The organism is Algibacter luteus (genome assembly GCF_030344935.1).
Lineage (GTDB): Bacteria > Bacteroidota > Bacteroidia > Flavobacteriales > Flavobacteriaceae > Arenitalea > Arenitalea lutea.
Genome location: NZ_CP128313.1, coordinates 2,464,620 through 2,484,110, shown reverse-complemented (window position 1 = coordinate 2,484,110; position 19,491 = coordinate 2,464,620). Strand labels below are relative to the sequence as shown.

General features: G+C 31.5%; 14 protein-coding genes and 1 other RNA gene. 11 read left to right on the top strand and 4 right to left on the bottom strand.

Annotation, left to right across the window (positions count from 1 at the left end):
• Positions 1–33 precede the first annotated feature (33 nt).
• Together O5O44_RS10405 and O5O44_RS10400 are read right to left on the bottom strand one after the other, a co-directional pair.
• The gene (locus O5O44_RS10405) at positions 34–1,236 is read right to left on the bottom strand and encodes a HupE/UreJ family protein (protein WP_289194297.1); all 1,203 of its coding nucleotides are present in this window, start codon (positions 1,234–1,236) and stop codon (positions 34–36) included.
• Between the two features lie 49 nt (positions 1,237–1,285).
• Positions 1,286–2,074: a phytanoyl-CoA dioxygenase family protein gene (locus tag O5O44_RS10400; protein ID WP_289194296.1), complete on the bottom strand. Its 789-nt coding sequence runs from the start codon at positions 2,072–2,074 to the stop codon at positions 1,286–1,288.
• Between the two features lie 273 nt (positions 2,075–2,347).
• Between O5O44_RS10400 and O5O44_RS10395 the strand changes: the two genes are divergently transcribed.
• The 9 genes from O5O44_RS10395 (at position 2,348) to O5O44_RS10355 (ending at position 15,504) form a co-directional block, all read left to right on the top strand.
• Positions 2,348–3,499 (top strand): acyl-CoA dehydrogenase family protein, encoded by a 1,152-nt coding sequence (locus tag O5O44_RS10395; RefSeq protein WP_289194295.1) that lies wholly within the window; start codon positions 2,348–2,350, stop codon positions 3,497–3,499.
• Between the two features lie 22 nt (positions 3,500–3,521).
• Positions 3,522–5,081, top strand: coding sequence for an amino acid adenylation domain-containing protein (locus O5O44_RS10390; protein WP_289194294.1), 1,560 nt, complete (start codon positions 3,522–3,524; stop codon positions 5,079–5,081).
• Positions 5,082–5,085: 4 nt separating this feature from the next.
• On the top strand, positions 5,086–5,322 hold the full coding sequence (locus O5O44_RS10385; protein WP_289194293.1) for an acyl carrier protein: 237 nt from the start codon (positions 5,086–5,088) through the stop codon (positions 5,320–5,322).
• A gap of 21 nt (positions 5,323–5,343) precedes the next feature.
• The gene (locus tag O5O44_RS10380; protein ID WP_289194292.1) at positions 5,344–8,478 is read left to right on the top strand and encodes a non-ribosomal peptide synthetase; all 3,135 of its coding nucleotides are present in this window, start codon (positions 5,344–5,346) and stop codon (positions 8,476–8,478) included.
• Positions 8,471–8,938 (top strand): hypothetical protein, encoded by a 468-nt coding sequence (locus O5O44_RS10375; RefSeq protein ID WP_289194291.1) that lies wholly within the window; start codon positions 8,471–8,473, stop codon positions 8,936–8,938. Before O5O44_RS10380 ends, O5O44_RS10375 begins: the two co-directional genes overlap by 8 nt.
• 112 nt (positions 8,939–9,050) lie before the next feature.
• Positions 9,051–11,288, top strand: coding sequence for a TonB-dependent receptor (locus O5O44_RS10370; protein ID WP_289194290.1), 2,238 nt, complete (start codon positions 9,051–9,053; stop codon positions 11,286–11,288).
• Between the two features lie 227 nt (positions 11,289–11,515).
• Complete coding sequence (locus O5O44_RS10365; protein ID WP_289194289.1) at positions 11,516–11,962, top strand: protein-disulfide reductase DsbD domain-containing protein; 447 nt, start codon at positions 11,516–11,518, stop codon at positions 11,960–11,962.
• Positions 11,963–11,986: 24 nt separating this feature from the next.
• Positions 11,987–13,978 carry a protein-disulfide reductase DsbD family protein gene (locus O5O44_RS10360; RefSeq protein ID WP_289194288.1) on the top strand — a complete coding sequence of 664 codons (1,992 nt, stop codon included), beginning with the start codon at positions 11,987–11,989 and terminating at the stop codon, positions 13,976–13,978.
• 32 nt (positions 13,979–14,010) lie between these two features.
• A complete protein-coding gene (locus O5O44_RS10355) occupies positions 14,011–15,504 on the top strand; it encodes an aminotransferase class V-fold PLP-dependent enzyme (RefSeq protein WP_289194287.1) in 1,494 nt (497 codons plus the stop codon).
• Positions 15,505–15,815: 311 nt separating this feature from the next.
• Here the strand turns inward: O5O44_RS10355 and O5O44_RS10350 are convergent, their stop codons facing one another.
• Positions 15,816–16,850 (bottom strand): glutaminyl-peptide cyclotransferase, encoded by a 1,035-nt coding sequence (locus tag O5O44_RS10350; RefSeq protein WP_289194286.1) that lies wholly within the window; start codon positions 16,848–16,850, stop codon positions 15,816–15,818.
• Between the two features lie 88 nt (positions 16,851–16,938).
• On the opposite strand from O5O44_RS10350, the gene ffs reads away from it, so the two are divergent.
• An RNA gene (gene ffs / locus O5O44_RS10345) (signal recognition particle sRNA small type) lies at positions 16,939–17,037 on the top strand.
• A gap of 76 nt (positions 17,038–17,113) precedes the next feature.
• Entirely contained in the window at positions 17,114–17,917 is an 804-nt protein-coding gene (locus O5O44_RS10340; protein ID WP_289194285.1) for an SDR family oxidoreductase, read from the top strand.
• Between the two features lies 1 nt (position 17,918).
• Here the strand turns inward: O5O44_RS10340 and O5O44_RS10335 are convergent, their stop codons facing one another.
• Positions 17,919–19,340 carry a TlpA family protein disulfide reductase gene (locus tag O5O44_RS10335; RefSeq protein WP_289194284.1) on the bottom strand — a complete coding sequence of 474 codons (1,422 nt, stop codon included), beginning with the start codon at positions 19,338–19,340 and terminating at the stop codon, positions 17,919–17,921.
• Between the last annotated feature and the right edge of the window lie 151 nt (positions 19,341–19,491).

The window sequence follows — 19,491 nt, the reverse complement described above, 5'->3', positions numbered from 1 at the left end:
TAAGTCATTTTAGTAAAATTATTATTCAAAATATTACTTTAAACCTAGCCATTTTGCTGTATTATAAGCAAATTGAAATATATAGTCATCAATATACAAGTTGATATCAAAAATGCGTTCAATAAACCAATATAGTGAGATAATTATTAGTAGAACTGATGTGTAAACCAAAAATTTAGGATAAAATTTATAGTTTCTAATTAAGTATAATAACGGGAAAATACCAATAATAATGACCACTTGCCCTATTTCAACACCTAAATTGAATCCTAAAAGTGATAAGGTTAAAAATTCTCCTGTTAATCCTAAATCGCTTAAAACACTTGCAAAACCAAACCCATGGAACAACCCAAATATAAAAGCAATAATCCAATCTTTCATTTTGAAAATTGGTCGAATATTATGGTAAGCCGCCAGCCCTATAGAAAACGCGATTATTGATTCAACGAGTTGTGATGGCAAAGTGACCAATTCTAAAGAAGCCAGTGTAAGCGTAATAGTATGAGCAATGGTAAAAAAGGTAACCACCTTAATAATATAAATGAAGGCGGTTTTAAAAGTTAGTACTGGTTCCCAACCGAAAACAGTATCGTTTTTTCTTCTTACAACTGAAGGTAAAATAAGTGCCAATAAAAACAATATATGGTCTATTCCAATCCATATATGCCAAACACCCTGCTTTATCATTGCAATAAAGCCTGTTAACACCGAAGATTCGCTTAAATTTAATGTATCGTTTGGTTCTGACGGAGAGAAATCTAGAGCAATTACAGCTTCATTATTTATCATTCCTGCTTTCCAGTTATACTCAACTGTTAAAAAACCCTTATGGCTTTTGTCTTCATTAAAACCTATATTATAATAGATATTTAAATTATCAGGTAATGTTTTAACCTCTTCTAAACGAAAATGAAATTCCATAAAATTACCATAATTGATTGGTAAATAGCCCAATTCTTCAAAGACTATTTTATAATCACCCAATTCTGAACTGAATGAAACATTTTTGCGTATGTATTCTTGAATTAAGTCTTTATAGGGAGCTATATCCTCAATTTTGGCATTCTTTGGTATATTTAAATTAAAAAATGTATTTATTTCAGTAGCATTAATTTCAAACCGCCCTTCTATACCATCTTTTTCATAAATTCTTAAAAAAATATAGCTAGAGTTTGGCGCATGAGCATAAATGAAACTTGATGAAAGTAATGCAAAGAGGAATAATAATTTTTTCATATATAAATTGATTGTTGAGTTTTACTAAAATCTATTTGCTGAAAGTGTTTTAACTGAAAACTTTAAGACGGGTAGTATATCTATAACAAATATAATCAGGTCTTGAAGATTCTTTTTCAGGTGTATTGTGGATACTGTTATATGTAATTATAGCAGTACTTCTTTTAAAAGGTGAAACATTTGAATTGGAAGCATGAAAAATGTTAGGATGAAAAAATATTACTGTACCTTGAGTTCCTTCTAATGAGACAATCTTATTTTTTAAAGCATATTCTTTTACAAGTTCATTATTAATAGTGTATTTTAAATCTGAATTTAAAGAGTTTAGTAAGTTGTCTTTCTTATTTTCTAGATGTGCTTTATGTTGAAAATCTACAATGCCATTTTTATGAGATTTAGGTATAATTAATAAAGGACCTTGGTATGATTTTACATCATCAAAAAGAACCATAACCGAAATCATTTCTGGGGTTTTAATTCCATCGCCAAAATGCCAATAAGGAAAGTCTTGATGCCATTCCCAATATTTACCAACATAAGCTTCTTTTAAATTTAGTTTGTATTGGTACAAATAAAGAGCTGATTTCAATAACTCCTCACTAGCTATTAATAATCTTTTATCTTTTGTTAAATCACCAAAAATGGGTTCTTGAATTTCAGGAGCAAAAATAGAGCGAATATCTCCATTGTCCTCACAAATTACGTTTGGTTGGGAAGTGTGGTTTTTAAAATTCTTTATTTTAGAATTAAGTTTTGATATTTCTTCCTTAGAAAAAACATCTGTTAAAACTAAATATCCATTAGAATGATAAAATTCAATCTGTTCTTTTTTAAGCATATATATATTTTAAAAATCAAAATACCTTAAACAATTATTAGGTTTATTGGTTTTGAGAAAATGATTTTTTTTTAGAAGATATTGAGAATATTATGAATAAAAGAAATATAAAAACTTATTTGTATGATTTTGTCGATGAAGTGTATAAAATCAAGAAAAAGATGAAGTATTTTAGTAAATATTATTAAAAATAAAAGTTTAACGATATAAGAAGTTCCATGTCGATAGTTTTTGTATTGTTATAATTATTTAAGTTAATTGTTATAAAAAAAATTGGATTTTTCCTTAACAAAAGTACAAAAGCAACTAAAATCAGATTTTAGTGAATTCGCAAAAAAAGTTTTAAATACATCAATTTATGAACGAGATAAGGACTTATCTTTTTCTAAAGAAGATTGGCAAAAATGTGCTGATTTTGGAGTGTTAGGTATTTCAGTTTCGCCTGAATATGGTGGATATAAAATTAAACTAGATTTACTCAGTGCAACCCTTGCAATGGAAGGCTTGGGTTATGGCTGTAGAGATAATGGGTTGCCTTTTGCGCTAAGTGCTCAAATGTGGACAGTTCAATTACCTATTGAACAATTTGGAACCGACGAACAAAAGCAAAGATTTTTACCTCCTTTAATTTCAGGAAAAAAAATAGCGTGTCATGCACTTACAGAACCAAATGCAGGTTCAGATGTTTTTAGTATGCAAACATCTGCAACAAAAGTAGATGGGGGTTATATACTAAACGGTGAAAAATGCTTGATTACTTTGGCACCGGTTGCAGATTTAGCATTAATTTTTGCAAAAACTAATTCCAAATTAGGAAAATGGGGCATATCTGCGTTTATTGTAGAAACCAACACTATGGGTTTTACCGTTAGTTCTAACAAAGAAAAAATGGGCTTGCGTACTGTACCAATCGGAAGCTTGTATTTTAAAGATTGTTTTGTGCCAGAAAAGAATAGATTGGGTAAAGAGGGCGCAGGTTGGAGTATTACTAATCATTCTTTGGAATATGATCGATGCAGCATATTGGCAAGTCAGCTAGGTGCTATGGAGTATCAATTAGAACAATCCATTGCATATGTTAAAGAAAGGAAGCAATTTGGAAAATCGGTTGGTGAGTTCCAATCAGTCTCTAATAGGATTGCCGACATGAAATTACGTTTAGAAACATCACGATTATTACTTTATAATGTGGCTTGGATTAAAGACCAAGGAAGACCAGCAATGTTGGAGTCTTCACTTTTAAAATTGCAATTAAGTGAAAGTTATGTTTTGTCAAGCTTAGACACAATTCGAAATCATGGCGGTTATGGGTACCTATCGGAAAATGAAGTAGAGCGAGATTTAAGAGATGCTGTTGGAGGCGTAATATATGCAGGTACCTCAGATATTCAAAGGAATATTATTTCAAAGCTTTTAGGGCTTTAAAACTTTTATAAATAAAGATATATTGATATATAACTTAGTACAGATTTGTCAAAATTCTGCAAAAGAATTTGGTCACAACGACGCGTTTAGATATTTGAATGAAGTAATTTCATTCAACGATTTAGATGTGAAATCTTCTCAATTAGCTAAACACTTATGTAATTTAGGAATAAAAAAAGGAGATAGGGTTGGTATATTAATGCCTCGATGTTTAGAAACTGCAATCGCAGTTTACGGTATCTTAAAATCTGGAGCAGCTTATGTGCCTATAGATCCATTTTCACCCCTGGAGCGTGCTAATTTTTTAATTGAAGATTGTGGCATAAAGCATGTAATCACAATTCCGCAACAGATCAAAAAAATCAAAAAGCTTACTTTAAAAAATAAGAATTTAACAAGCATTGTTGGAATTTCAAATGAAGAAGGATTTAAATCAATCACCTGGGAAGATGTTTTTAATATATCATTAAAAAATTACGTTCCAGCAAATATTTTAGGAGAAGATTTATCTTATATTCTCTATACTTCAGGTAGTACAGGAACTCCAAAAGGTATTATGCACACCCACAATAGCGCACTTGCTTTTGCAGAATTAGTGGTAGACTTATATGATTTTAAACCAACAGATAAAGTTGCTAATGTAGCTCCTTTGCACTTTGATCCATCTATTTTAGGTTACTTTTCAGCACCATTAGCTGGAGCTACTACTGTTATAGTTTCTGATGCCCATCTCAAATTTCCAGTGAGTTTAGCTGAATTGATGGAAAAAGAACAATTAACTATTTGGTTTTCGGTGCCATTAGTTTTAATTCAATTAATGTTGAACGGAGGTATTAAAAATAGAGATTTTTCAAGTTTGAGATGGGTGTTGTTTTCGGGAGAAGTTTTTCCAACAAAGCAATTAAGAGCGTTAATGAAAATATGGCCTCATGCAATATATAGCAATATATATGGACCTACAGAAATAAATCAATGTACAAACTATAATTTATATGAACCTCCTATTGGAGATGACACAATTCCGATAGGTACAACTTGGGGAAACACAGAATTCAAAATTCTTGATGAAAATAATAATGAGGTAAAAGAAGGTGAAGTAGGTTTATTAGTTATAAGGTCGGCAACCATGATGCAAGGTTATTGGAATAATATAGTTCTAACTGAAAAATCTATGTACAAAGTAGAGGTTGCGCCAGGTTTTATGCATGTTTATTACAGAACGGGAGATTTGGTAAAGTTAAATAATAAGGGAGAACTACTTTTTTTAGGAAGAAAGGATAGACAAATAAAGCTTAGAGGCTTCCGAATTGAAATTGATGAAATAGAAAATATTCTTTTAAAATTCAAAGGTGTTGTTGAAGCAGCTGTAATTCTTGCAGATTTAAAAGAAGAAAAAGAATTAATAGCAACAGTGTTAACGGATAAAAATTCTAAAATAAGCACAAAAGATCTTGAAAAACATTGTAATAACGAATTACCTGTTTACGCTTTACCAAGTAAAATATTAATATTAGATGCGTTTCCGAGAACCAGTACAGGAAAAATTAATAGAAAAGAAATGGAAAAAATAATTAAACCATAATAAAGTGGAAGAATCCATAATAAAGCATATTGAGCAGGAACTTGCAAATGAAGAAATTGAAGATGGTTTAGAACTAACAGACGATCTTTTAGGAAGTGGTATTTTAGACTCATTAGGTATGATGAAGTTAATCTCATTTATTGAAGAAGCTTATAGTATTCGAGTAGCTCCTGAAGAAATGGTAATAGAAAATTTTATGACAGTGGAAAGTATATGTAAATACATTAACTCTAAAGTATGATTAATAATGTGAAAAATTAAAATGGTAACAAATTTTATATCTTTAGCTCAAAACCAAAAGTTACTATGGTTGGGTCAGGAATTAAATCCAGATTCGCCTATGTACAACATGGTCATGACATATGAGATTGAAGATGCCATTTCTGTTTCTCATTTTAAATTGGCGTTTAAAAAATTAATTGAGAAATGTGATGTTCTACGTTCTGTTTTCGAATTAAAAGATGGCGAGCCCATTCAAAAGTATTTACCTTCAATTGATTATGAAGTTGAATTTTTAGATTTTTCAACTATAAAAAATCCTAAAGAAGTTTATAATGCATGGCTAAAAGAAAGAATTCAGATTCTTTTTGATTTAAAAACGCGCGTATTTGATAGTGTTTTAATAAAATGTTCTGAAGAAAATTTTATCTGGTATATCAATCAGCATCATTTAATTACCGATGGTTGGAGCTCAACTATTATGTTTTCTAAAATGTCCGAATTGTATTCGAAGACATTACAAAATCAATTGGATGATATTGATGATTTACTTTCTTATCAGGAATTTGTTGCTTATAATCAAGAAATTATAAAGCAAGATAAAAACAAAGATGTACTAAATCACTGGAAAGAAAAACAAATAAAATTTCTTAAGCCGCCGTCTTTATATGGTATAAAAAATGTTTTATTAGATACAGCCTCAAACCGTGTAAACCTAAAACTTGGGCTAGAACGTACTCAAAAGTTATATGATTTAGCAAATATTAGAGGTTTAAAAGGTTGGAATTTAGAATTAACAATATTTAATATATTTCTAACAACGCTTTTCGCATTCATTTACAGGATTAGTGGTCAGGAAAATTTAGTTATTGGTTCTCCAACTCATAATAGGTCCACTAATAACTTTAGAAATACTATAGGATATTTTGTAGAAACATTTCCTTTGCAAACTGAAATTGAAGAAAATGAGACGTTTTTGTCGCTTTTGCAAAAGATTCAAGTTGAGAGCAATAGTTTTCTTAAAAACGCAAAGGTTGGGGCATCTACAGCTGAATTAAATAGGGATTTCAATGTTTTTTTTAATTACATAAATACGGCGAATTCTGAATTTAATGGAGCTTCTGTAAAAACATCATGGGTGCACTCAGGTCACACAGATCCGAGACATCACATTCGTTTTCACGTTCACGATTTTGATAACTCTGGAGAAAAACAACTTTATTTCGATTTAAACACAAGAGTTTTTAATGCTGAAAAGCAACAAGCAATTCCTCAACATTTTTTAAAGCTTTTAGATGCTTTTATTGAAGATTATACCCAGGAATTTAATATTGTAAATCTGATTACAGATGATGAAGTATTAAAAATAAAATCGTGGAATGAAACTTTTGTTGATTATCTTGAAAATGAAACACTATTGTCTAAGTTTCAAAAACAAGTGCAGAAAACTCCAAATCATGAAGCACTTGTTTTCAAGGAAACATCGCTTACCTATCAAGAACTGGATAAAAAATCAAATCAAGTTGCTCATTTTCTGATTCAAAATGGAATTCAAAAAAATGATATTGTAGCCGTAAGTCTCGAAAGGTCATTAGAAATGATGGTTTACATCTATGGGATTTTAAAAGCAGGTGCAGGATATTTACCGATTGATACTAATATTCCTGCAGAACGTTTAGAATTTATCATAAATGATGCTAATGTAAAAACACTGTTTTATAATCATAATAATATAGTACAAACAGTTTTAAAAAGTACAAATTGGTTTAATGTTCAAGTTATAGAAAAGCAGGTTTCTTCGTTAAATGCTGATTCACCTGTAATAGATTCGCAATCAGATGATTTAGCCTATATAATATATACGTCGGGTAGTACCGGAGAGCCAAAAGGTGTAAAATGCCATCACGAAGGCATTTGCAATCGACTTAATTGGATGAATAACGATTATCCAATTACTAGTAAAGATACATTTATTCAAAAAACACCAATCACTTTTGATGTTTCAGTTTGGGAATTGTTTTGGCCACTTCAAGTAGGTGCAAAACTCATTGTTGAAATTCCTGATGGCCACATGAATCCAGATGGACTAATACATACAATTAGGCATCACAAAGTCACTAATATACACTTTGTGCCTTCAATGTTAAATATTTTTATCCAAACTGAAGGTGTTGAAAACTGTACAAGTCTTAAACGGATTTTTTGTAGCGGCGAAGCCTTATCTATTCCAGTAGTTGAGAAAACCTATGACAGATTAAATTTAGAAATTCACAACTTATATGGCCCAACAGAAGCTTCGGTTGATGTAACAAGTTGGCATTGTAAAAAATCAGAACTCTCTAACGGCATCCCAATAGGTAAACCTGTTGCCAACACACAGCTTTATATTTTAGATGAAAAATTAAACCAATTACCAATAGGTTTAAAAGGTGAACTTTATATCGCAGGGAAACAAGTAGCAAAAGGATATTTGAATAGAGAGGCACTTACAAATGAACGTTTTGTAAAAGATATCTTTTCTGATAATCCCAAAGCAAAAATGTATAAAACGGGAGATCTTGCAAGATATAGAGATGATGGTGTAATAGAATATCATGGAAGAATTGATAATCAAATAAAACTTAGAGGGTTAAGAATAGAACTTGGTGAAATCGAGAAAAATATTGAGAAATATACAGCTATATCCCAAGCAATTGTAACAGTGGACGAAGCAGAGAATCTCGTTGCATATTATACAGGAGAAAAAGTGGATACATCAAATATAACTAATGTTTTAGAGCTTAAACTTCCCTTATATATGATTCCTCAATTTTATATTCATATAGAAGCATTTGAACTTTTATCTAGTGGAAAAGTAGACAGAAAAAAACTCCCGAAAAATAATGTTCAAATAAAAAATAAAACCGCTTTTAACAAAAGTTCGTATGTATCTCCAAGGAATGAAATTGACGAAATAATACATGATGTTTGGAAAGAAGTTTTAGGAATTGATGTAATTGGGGTTCATGATAATTTTATAAGAATTGGTGGAAATTCATTAAATGCTATTTCTATTACTTCTAGATTAAAATCAATTTTAGAATTGGATATTTCAATTACCGATGTATTTAATTACCCAACTATTGCATCTTATGCTGATAACATTGAAAAAGTTTTAACTAAATTATTAAATGAATAAAAATGCTCAAAAAGGCTTGAAGCCATTTGTTTTAAAGGTAGTTGTTATAGCTATGAGCATTTGCTATGTTTTTGGACCATCTCATAATGAATTGAATAAATTATTACATATTCTTGTGCATCAGCTTGAAATGCCTGATTCGGTTTTAACGCATTCCATTCAAACAAATTCAAATTATGAAGTGCATGAAAGTCATACATTTAATGTGTCAGAAGCAGTTCATGATCATAAACTTTTACAAGTTCTGAATAACATATTGAAGGCTTCAAATTCGGATAAAAATCAAGAAAAGTCCATCATTTTAAATTTGAAAATTGATAAACATTTAACTACTGACTATTCTTATCACAATCAACTACTCACACCAACTCTTCCCGACAAACATTTGTTTTCATTTACTAAACAAAAAATTCAAAAAGGGTTTCAAAGAGGCATATTGGTACCTCCGCAGCAAACATAATTATATTGGTCTTTTTGTTGAATAAAATAATAACAACAAGAAGGAAAAATTCTATTTAATTTATCAACTCATATGGAAGTACAACACTTTCATTTGAAAAAATACAATTGTTATGTTTAAAAAAATAATAACATTATTGTTGTTTGCTTGTAGTTTTGGTGTCGTAAACGCGCATGAGCTAAGCGGAACAGTAATTTCAGACGATAATAGTAAACCTCTGCAGGGTGTTGGGGTTTACAATAAAAATACAGGAGCATATACTTATACTAATGTTTCGGGGTATTTTGAATTAGATGACATCTCTATCGGCGATGTCGTGTATTTCTATCAGTTAGGTTACGAAAATCAAGAGCTTTTAATCAACGAATCTCATTTAGATAGTAAAGTCCAGATTAATTTATCAATTTCTTCGGCATCATTAGAACAGGTTTTAATAGTTTCAAAAGTAAATGTTTTAAGCACCTTTTTAAATCTAGACTTAAAAACTAGTCCGGTAAAATCGTCGCAAGAAGTACTGCGTAAAATACCCGGTTTAATTATTGGGCAACATGCCGGCGGTGGTAAAGCAGAACAAATATTTTTACGAGGTTTTGATATCGACCACGGAACGGATATCGCTATAGATGTAGATGGAATGCCTGTAAATATGGTGTCTCATGCGCATGGTCAAGGTTACGCAGATATGCACTTCATTATTCCAGAAACTATAGATAATATCGACTTTGGTAAAGGTTCTTATTACGCAGATAAAGGCAATTTCAATACAGCTGGTTATGTTGATATTAATACCAAAAAGATCATTGAAAATAATGTACTTTCATTGGAAGCTGGTCAATTTAACACATTACGTGCCTTAAGTATGGTTAAACTAATTGATGCAGAAAATAGTTCTGCATATTTAGCTTCAGAGCTAATGCTTTCGGATGGTGTTTTTGAGTCTCCCCAAAATTTTAATCGAATTAATATCATGGGGCGTTATAATTTTAATAATTATAAGGACCAAGAATTTAATCTAGCTATTTCTCACTTTCAGAGTAAATGGGATGCCTCCGGACAAATACCTGTGCGAGCTGTTGAAAGTGGTCAAATAAGTCGATTTGGAGCTATTGATGATACCGAAGGAGGTAATACCAGCAGAAGTAATTTTTGGGTAAGTCACAACAAGATATTAGACGAGCATTCTTCCATTAAATCATCGGCATATCTTTCAAAGTACGATTTTGAATTGTTTTCGAATTTCACCTTCTTTTTGGAAGACCCAGTGAATGCAGATCAAATTCATCAATATGAAAATAGAACAATCATTGGTGGAAAAACAGTTTTTGAGCATTCTTTTCATCTTGAAGACCATGATGCACAATTGAAATATGAGCTTGGGGTTGGTTTTAGATATGACGATGTCAACGATGTGCAACTATCAAGAACCAAGAACAGACAAGAATTACTGGAACGTTTAGCCTATGGAAATGTAGATGAATTAAACGGATTTTCGTTTGCTAACTTAACGTACAAGAAGAAAAAATGGACATTAAACCCTGGGTTACGTTTAGATTATTTCAATTTTGATTATGAAAATTTACTAACCGAAACTTATGATAATAAAAGCGAGAATAAGGTTTTACTGAGTCCAAAATTAAATGTTATTTATGCCTCATCACCAAAACTTCAGTTATTTGCTAAAACGGGATTGGGCTATCATTCAAACGATACCAGAGTCGTTACCGCTAATAATGGAAAAGAAATACTGCCTGTGGCTTTTGGCACAGACGTAGGATTAATTACTAAACCATTAGATAGATTGGTAATAAACGCAGCTTTGTGGAGTTTGTTTTTACAACAAGAATTTGTTTACGTTGGTGACGCGGGTATTGTTGAGCCTAGCGGAAAAACAAAGCGTTATGGCGTCGATTTCGGTTTACGTTATCAGTTTAACGATTGGTTGTTTTTTAATACCGATATTAACTATACGTATGCTAGAAGTAGCGAAGAACCTAGTGGAGAAGACTATATTCCTCTTGCCCCAGACTTAACATCGTCTGGAGGGTTAAATATTAAAAATTTAAAGAATTTTTCTGGCGGATTGAGTTATCGATATATAAAAGACAGACCTGCAAATGAAGACAATTCAATTGTTGCTGAAGGGTATTTTATTACAGATTTAAATTTAAATTACACTCATAAAAACTGGACGTTTGGCTTAATTGTTGAAAATTTGTTTGAAAGTGAATGGAACGAAACCCAATTTGCGACCGAAAGTAGATTATTTAATGAACCTGATTCAGTCGAAGAAATTCATTTTACTCCCGGAACACCTTTCTTTTTAAGAGGAAAGATATCCGTTAATTTCTAAAAATCAGTAAAATTCAAAAAAGGCGTACACTTAGTGGCGCCTTTTTTTATGCTTTTAAACACCATACAAAATCCTATTTATGATTTAAATTTTAACATTTTATTAGCAAAGCTATTGGCTCTTTTATTGTCTATTTAACTAATTCCTAGAATCTTTATTTATACTTTTGCTTAGGTATGATATTTGGTAATATTTTGTACCAAATATTTACTTTAAATAATATAAGAATGAAAAAAATAGCGCTTATTGTATTTACATTATTTAGTGTAAATATGTTTTGTCAAATTTTAGAGCCTGTTAAATGGACAACTGAAGTCAAAAAAATATCAGAATCAGAATACGAACTTATTGCAATTGCCGCTATTGATGACAACTGGCATTTATATTCACAAAACTTACCTGAAGGCGGACCTATTCCAACACGTTTTTCTTTTGAAGGCAACGGTAAATATTTAAAGAAAGGTAACACTAAAGAAGAAAAAGGTATTGAAGCCGAAGATGTTACTTTTAACATGAGAGTTAAGTTTTTTGAAACTCAGACACAATTCAAACAACGCATAAAACTTAAAAGTAAACCACCATTTTTAATTAATTCGGAAGTAAGTTATATGGTATGTGACGATACAAAATGCATCATGCCAAATCCTGCTTTACTTATTTTTAATCTTCAATAACTCAAAATTCACTAATATTATATAATGAAAAAACAACTACTTCTACTAATAGCTTTATTAGCCTTTACAGTTGGTAATTCACAAATATTAGAGCCTGTAAAATGGACGGCTTCAATTGAAAAAATATCAGATACACAATACAATTTAGTAAGTAAAGCAACTATAGATCCAGGATGGCATTTGTATTCGCAAAATGTTCCAGAAGATGGTCCAATTCCTACTACATTTACATTTGATGATGCCAATGGCGCATTTAAATTTGTTGGCAATACTGGAGAGGAAGCAGGTCGTGTGGTTAACGATCCTGTATTTCAAATGCGTATTAAATTCTTTGAAAAATCGGCGGTGTTTGTACAACGTGTTGAATTGTTAGGCGATGTGAAAACAGTAAATGGAACCGTTGAATTTATGGTTTGCGATGATAGTAGATGTTTACCACCAACTGAAGTTGAATTAGAATTCCACTTAAACGGAGTTAGCAATAAGAAAGTTGAAAACACCATTGAAAACAGCGTAACCGATAATGATGCTATAAATAATGCCTTATATGGTTTTACACCAAAAGATATTAGCCTACAAAAAGGTAAAGTTGAGGTAAAAAAATCGCTTTGGAGTATTTTCGGATTAGGTTTTCTAGGTGGTTTGTTAGCACTGTTAACCCCTTGCGTGTTTCCAATGATTCCGCTTACGGTTAGTTTTTTTACCAAGAAAGGAGACGAAAGTAAAAGCTCAGGCTTCGGTAAAGCAGTACTCTATGGCTTTTTTATTCTATTAGTTTATCTAATTTTAAGCATACCTTTTCATCTTTTAGATTCGGTGAATCCGGATATTCTTAATGAAATTTCAACCAATGTTTGGTTAAACATTATATTCTTTGTGGTGTTTGTGTTTTTTGCGTTTTCATTTTTTGGCTATTACGAGTTAACTCTACCTTCAAGCTGGACAAACACAACCACAAAAGGAGAAAATGCTGGCGGGATTATAGGCATATTTTTTATGGCACTTACTTTAGCTATAGTTTCATTTTCGTGTACAGGACCAATTTTAGGATCATTACTTGCAGGTTCTTTAACTGCTGATGGTGGCGCGTGGCAACTTACAGCAGGTATGGCAGGTTTTGGTGTATCATTAGGATTACCATTTGCCTTGTTTGCCATGTTTCCAAATATGATGAATGCACTTCCTAAATCTGGAGGTTGGTTAAACACAACCAAAGTTATTTTAGGGTTTTTAGAGCTCGCATTAGCTTTTAAGTTTTTATCGAATGCAGATTTGGTAAAACACTGGGGACTTTTAAAAATCGAACCATTTTTAATTATCTGGATTCTAATTTTTGTTGGATTAGCACTATATCTTTTCGGAAAAATAAAATTCCCTCACGATTCTCCAATTAAAAAATTATCCTTTTCTAGAATTAGTGGTGGTATACTTGTAGCTGCTTTTGCTATTTATTTAGCTTCTGGGTTTAGAGTAAATAAAGAAACAAACACGTTCACACCGTTAACTTTATTAAGCGGTTTAGCACCTCCTGTTGGTTATAGTTGGTTGTATCCTAGCACCACAACAAACAATTTAAAAACTTTTAAAGATTTAAAAGAAGGCATCGCTTATGCTAAATCGGTGAATAAACCCATTATGATAGATTTTACGGGGTATGCTTGCGTCAATTGTAGAAAAATGGAAGAACATGTTTGGCCATTGGAAAAAATAGATAATTACCTCCGAAATGAATATGTTTTAATTTCATTATACGTAGATGATAAAAAAGATTTACCTGAAGGGGAACAAGTTGAAGTAAACAGAGTTAATGGCGGAAAACGCTTGTTGAAAAACTACGGTCATAAATGGGCCAATTTTCAAACGCAATTTTTTAAATCGAATTCGCAACCGTATTATGTGTTGCTAAACGCTGAAGGAGACACTGTTTTAACAGAACCAGTAGGTTATACGCCTGATGAAGATGAATATGCGGCATTTTTAGAAGCAGGATTACAAGCTTTTAAAGCAATGAAATAGTAGATTTGTAACCAATTTATTTCGAGTTAAATATGATAGATTCTACCTCAAATAAGTCAACCAATCTTGAGCGTTATTTTGAAGTATTTCGAAATAATATCATTGGTATTGATGAATATTTTGATTCGCCCTACGGTCGAAAAAAAATCATATATGCCGATTGGACTGCAAGTGGTAGATTATACAAACCAATAGAGGAGAAGCTACTTAACGAAATTGGCCCTTTTGTGGCTAACACACATACTGAAACATCGATTACAGGTTGCGCGATGACCTATGCGTATCATAACGCTAGAAACATCATCAAAAAACATATCAATGCTTCAAAAGACGATGTTTTAATTACAGTTGGTACGGGAATGACGGGAGCCATTAATAAGTTTCAACGCATTTTAGGATTAAAAGTTTCGGAAAATTTAAAAGAGCATACTGAGGTTCCAGAAGAAAAAAGACCTGTGATTTTTGTGTCGCATATGGAGCATCATTCTAACCAAACTTCATGGTTAGAAACTATTGCAAGAGTGGAGGTTATCCCTTCAAACGAAAATGGGTTGCCTTGTATTAAAAACTTAGAGTTACTTATTGAAAAACATAAGGATTGCCCAATAAAAATAGCTGCAATTACAGCATGTTCAAATGTCACAGGAATTAGAACAAATTATCATGATGTAGCCAAAATGATGCATCAAAATAACGGCTTGTGTTTTGTAGATTTTGCTTGTTCTGCACCTTATGTAAGTATCAATATGCATCCAGAAGATGAAGACGAATATTTAGATGCGGTGACATTTTCTCCACATAAATTCCTTGGTGGTCCTGGTGCATCTGGTGTGTTGGTTTTCAATAAAAAATTATACAAAAATTTGGTACCTGATAATCCAGGAGGTGGAACTGTAAGTTACACCAACCCTTGGGGCGACCATGATTATATTGACGATATTGAAACGCGAGAAGATGGAGGTACACCGGGATTTTTACAAGCAATAAGGATTGCACTTTCAATTCAGCTTAAGGAAAAAATGGGCGTTGAAAATATTCTAAACCGCGAACATGAGTTAAATACGATTGTATTTGAACGTCTTTCAAAAATTGAAAATCTTACAGTTTTAGCACCAGATCATAAAGATAGACTTGGGGTGTTTTCATTTTTTATAGAAGATGCACATTATAATTTAGTTGTTAAACTTTTAAATGACAGGTTTGGAATTCAAACTCGTGGTGGTTGCTCTTGTGCAGGGACCTATGGACACTATTTATTACATGTAGATCAATTAACATCTAAGGCCATTGAAGAAAAAATATTAGAAGGATGTTTAATGGAGCGCCCAGGTTGGATTAGAATGTCGCTTCACCCAACAATGACCAATAATGAAATTGAATTTATTTGTGATGCTATTGAAGAAGTATCACAAAATTTTCAAACCTGGGGTGAAGATTATAAATACCATGCTATAAAGAATGAATTCATTTATAAATCCAATAAATCCATTGAAAAAGAAATAACTCAAAATTGGTTTGATTTATAAATTAAATCTCATTTATACTTCAATAAGAGTCTTTTTATAAGTTTTTAACAGCACTGTTAATAAAAATACGGTTGAAAGTTAATTTAGTAGTCCTTTTAGTTAAAATAGCTGCTTCATATTGCCTTTATTAAATGTATATTTGCTGCGGAATAATAATTCTGCAGAAGAATTTACTTATAAATTGTATTCTCGATGAAACATAAAGTAATAGGTTTATAGCCTTTAAAAAGAAACATCTTATTACAATTCATGCAAAAGCTCTTGATTTATCAAGAGCTTTTTGAGTTTTATTATTTGAATGGTACCTTAGACTATTTCTCGATAATTTCTACCTCAAAGAGTTTGTCCCAACGTTTTCCTGTTACAAATATGGTGTTAGTTTTTGGATTGAAAGCAATACCGTTTAATACATCTAAGCCTTCATGTTGTGTAACTAACTTTTTCAATGGCTTGAAGTCTACAACACCTATAACAGCACCATTTTTCGGATTTATAATGGCAACACCATCTTTTTGGTAACGGTTGGCGTAAATTTTACCATTAATCCATTCCATTTCATTGATGCCTATAATTTTACCTTTATTAGTGTATACCTGAATGTTATCTTCTTCAACTAAAGTTTCAGGATTTAATAACCATATTTTTTCTGTACCATCGCTTTTGTAAATGGTATTGTTATTATTGCACAAGCCCCAACCTTCTTTACTTTTACCATATTTAAAACTGCTTATTTTTTCCAAAGTATTTACATCGTAAACAAAGCCAGTACCTTTTTGCCATGTCAGTTGATATACTTTATTATTTAAAATGGTAAGTCCTTCACCAAAATATTCATCAGCTAAATTGATATTTTTAAGTACGGTACCAGTTTTGTAATCTATTTTCTTAAGTTTAGACTCCTTGAGTTGTCCTGTACTTTCATAAAGCGTGTCGTTATGAAATTCTAAACCTTGCGTATACGAAGTTATATCATGCGGATATTCATTAATAATCTTATAAGTGTAAACTTGAGGTAATTCATTGTTTAAAATGGTAACCGCTGTTGTGGTTGTTTGCTTTTCACCTTCATAATATACAGTAGCATCCAGTTTGTGCTTACCTAATTTAAAATCTTTTAAATTGAAATTATTATTTATTTTATTACCGTTAAGTACATATGAAACAGAATCTATGGTATATTTTTTTTTATTTTTTATAGCAAGTGTTAAAGTTTCATCAATAGAAATGTTTCCTTTTTCGGCATTAGTTTCAATGATGAAGTCATTTTTTTTAAGTCCAGAATTAGAACCACAAGAAATTACGACTAATGCTAAAAATATGATTGTGAGATAATTGATCGTTTTCATTATAAAAAAATAGTTTAAGGCAAGATATTTATTTAAAATCGGACTAAAAAATCATTGTGAAAATTTTAAAAGGTTGTATCTTTGCAGCCGGCAAGTCCTACACAACCAGCTCCTGTTGAATCCTCCAGGTCGGGAACGAAGCAAAGGTAAATGGTCGTAGCGGTGTGATGTAGGTAGCTTGCCTTTTTTTATGCGCTAAATTTAGATTTTCTTATCATTTCATTTTTGTAATTTGGTGCTTTGTATTTGTAATTTCTTCTATTATGTCTAAAGTTGTTTTTATAACAGGTGCTTCTTCAGGAATTGGTAAATCTATTGGTGAGTTTTTAGTTGAAAAAGGATTCATTGTATATGGAACCAGTAGAAACCCAGAAAAATATAAGAATAGCAAATTTCCGATTCTAGAATTAGACGTTAAGAAGGAAGAAACTATCCATGAATCGGTAAATGCGATTATTAAAAAGGAAGGTAGGATAGATGTTGTAATAAATAATGCAGGAGCAGGTATTACTGGACCTGTAGAAGAAATACCTCATGATGAAATAAAGGCCAATTTTGACACAAATTTCTTCGGACCTATAAAAGTCATAAAGGCAGTGTTGCCACAAATGCGTAAACAAAACGGAGGTTTAATTATTAATGTAACTTCTATTGCTGGTTATATGGGATTACCATATCGCGGCGTTTATAGTGCCAGCAAAGCGGCCTTGGAGATTATAACTGAGGCGTTTAGAATGGAAATAAAAGACTTTAATATAAAAATGACCAATGTGGCACCTGGAGATTTTGCTACCAATATTGCAGCAGGTAGATATCATGCGCCGCTGCTAGACGATTCACCTTATAAAAAGCCTTATGGCGATACTTTAGATCTAATGAATGCCCATGTAGACAATGGGAGCGACCCTGATGTAATGGCTAAAGCAGTATTTAAAATAATTGAGACACCTAATCCTAAAGTGCATTATAAGGTTGGGGAGTTTATGCAAAAATTTTCAATAGTGTTAAAGCGAATTTTGCCTGATAAGGTTTATGAAAAGTTATTGATGAATCATTATAAGCTTTAGCTTACTTATTTATTAAGCCTAAAAGCTGCTCTTCAAATTGCACTGAAAATATATTAGTATTGCTGTTGGCAACCTTTCTGTTCTTATCAATTAAAATGGTTTTCGTCATTGGGTAAACCGCAAGAACTTCTGTAGCTTCTTCTGGATTTTCAAGTTTAAACTCGTTAGTATTATTAAACCCACTGCCTTCTAGAAGTCTCCTAGATTTTTCCATAGCATAAGAATCTATATTAACCATGATAAATTTAACCTCTGGGTATTTCACTTTAAGCTCTTTAAGTTTATAATGGCTTTCTTTAAAATGATCATAATAAGTGTGAGACCAGAAACTTAAAACCGTAGGAGAATCTATAAGCTTATTAATTTTTAAAATCTCTTCTTTGTAATTCACTAATCTAATTTCAGGTAATTGCTCCCCTTCTTTAATTCGATTAATAGAATTTGTATAGCGCGCCATTTTCTTTTTACTCGCCTCATTTCCACTTTTTTCTAAGAAAGATTTTAAAAGGATTTTATTGTTTTCATCGTTTTTACTTTTGGAAAGATAGCCCATAGTGAAATGGTATAACAACTCATCCTTAATTGCAGGGTTGCTAATCAAACTATCAATTAGTTTAAGTCTGTCTAGATTGTAACATAGAGATTTCCGATCATAGCAAGCATTATTATCATGTTTATCATGACTAGTAAGCGATAAATTACTTAAATTATATCTTAAGAATTTGTTGTAATTATGATGACTGCTTAAAAAATCATCGTTATAGTTGATTTCATTTCTATAATCGTAAAAATCCTCAGGTAAGGATTTTAATATGGCAGCTTTATTTTTACCATAATGTCCAAATGGATATACTTCTTTACTAAAATAGTAAGAGTAATCAATATTAGCTTTTGCTATTTTTAAGAATAAGTCTGATGGATTGTACTTGCTAGAGAACGATTCTAAAGCACTTATTTTTGAAACTTTAAGCGAATCTACTCGCTTTTGGTATGTAGCACCATCTAATTGACAGAGCTTTAAAATGTACTTTTCTTCATCTTCATTTTGCAAGAATTCATTAATAAAATAATTGTTCTTTCTGTTTCCCTTTCCACTGTATACAAGCGATTCATCAAAATCTAAAGTATTCAACCTAAACAATAGACTGTCTTCTGGTTCTAATAAAATTAATTGAAATTCGCCACCATGACTAAATGTGTAAAGGCCTTCATGTAAATCTTTTATTTTATACAAAAACCTATTTCTACCATCTAACTTTACGGTATCAATTACCGCATCGTCTTTTGTTAGTACGATGAAATTAGTAGTCGGATTAATTATCTCCCCACCTAAGTAGGCATAATTAATACTATGTTCGTTGCTATCGTTTTTACAACTTATTAGTGTAATTAAAACACTTAAAAAAGTAAAATAAAACTTCATTCTTCCCTCTGAATCATTTGTACTAACAAAAATATGCCTTGTATTTATAAAGTCCTGTTAAGGCGTTGTTAAATGTTTCTTTATAAAACAGCAGTTTAGTAGCTTTTATTACTTAAAAATAGACTCGTTAAGTTTCGTCTAACCAACGGAA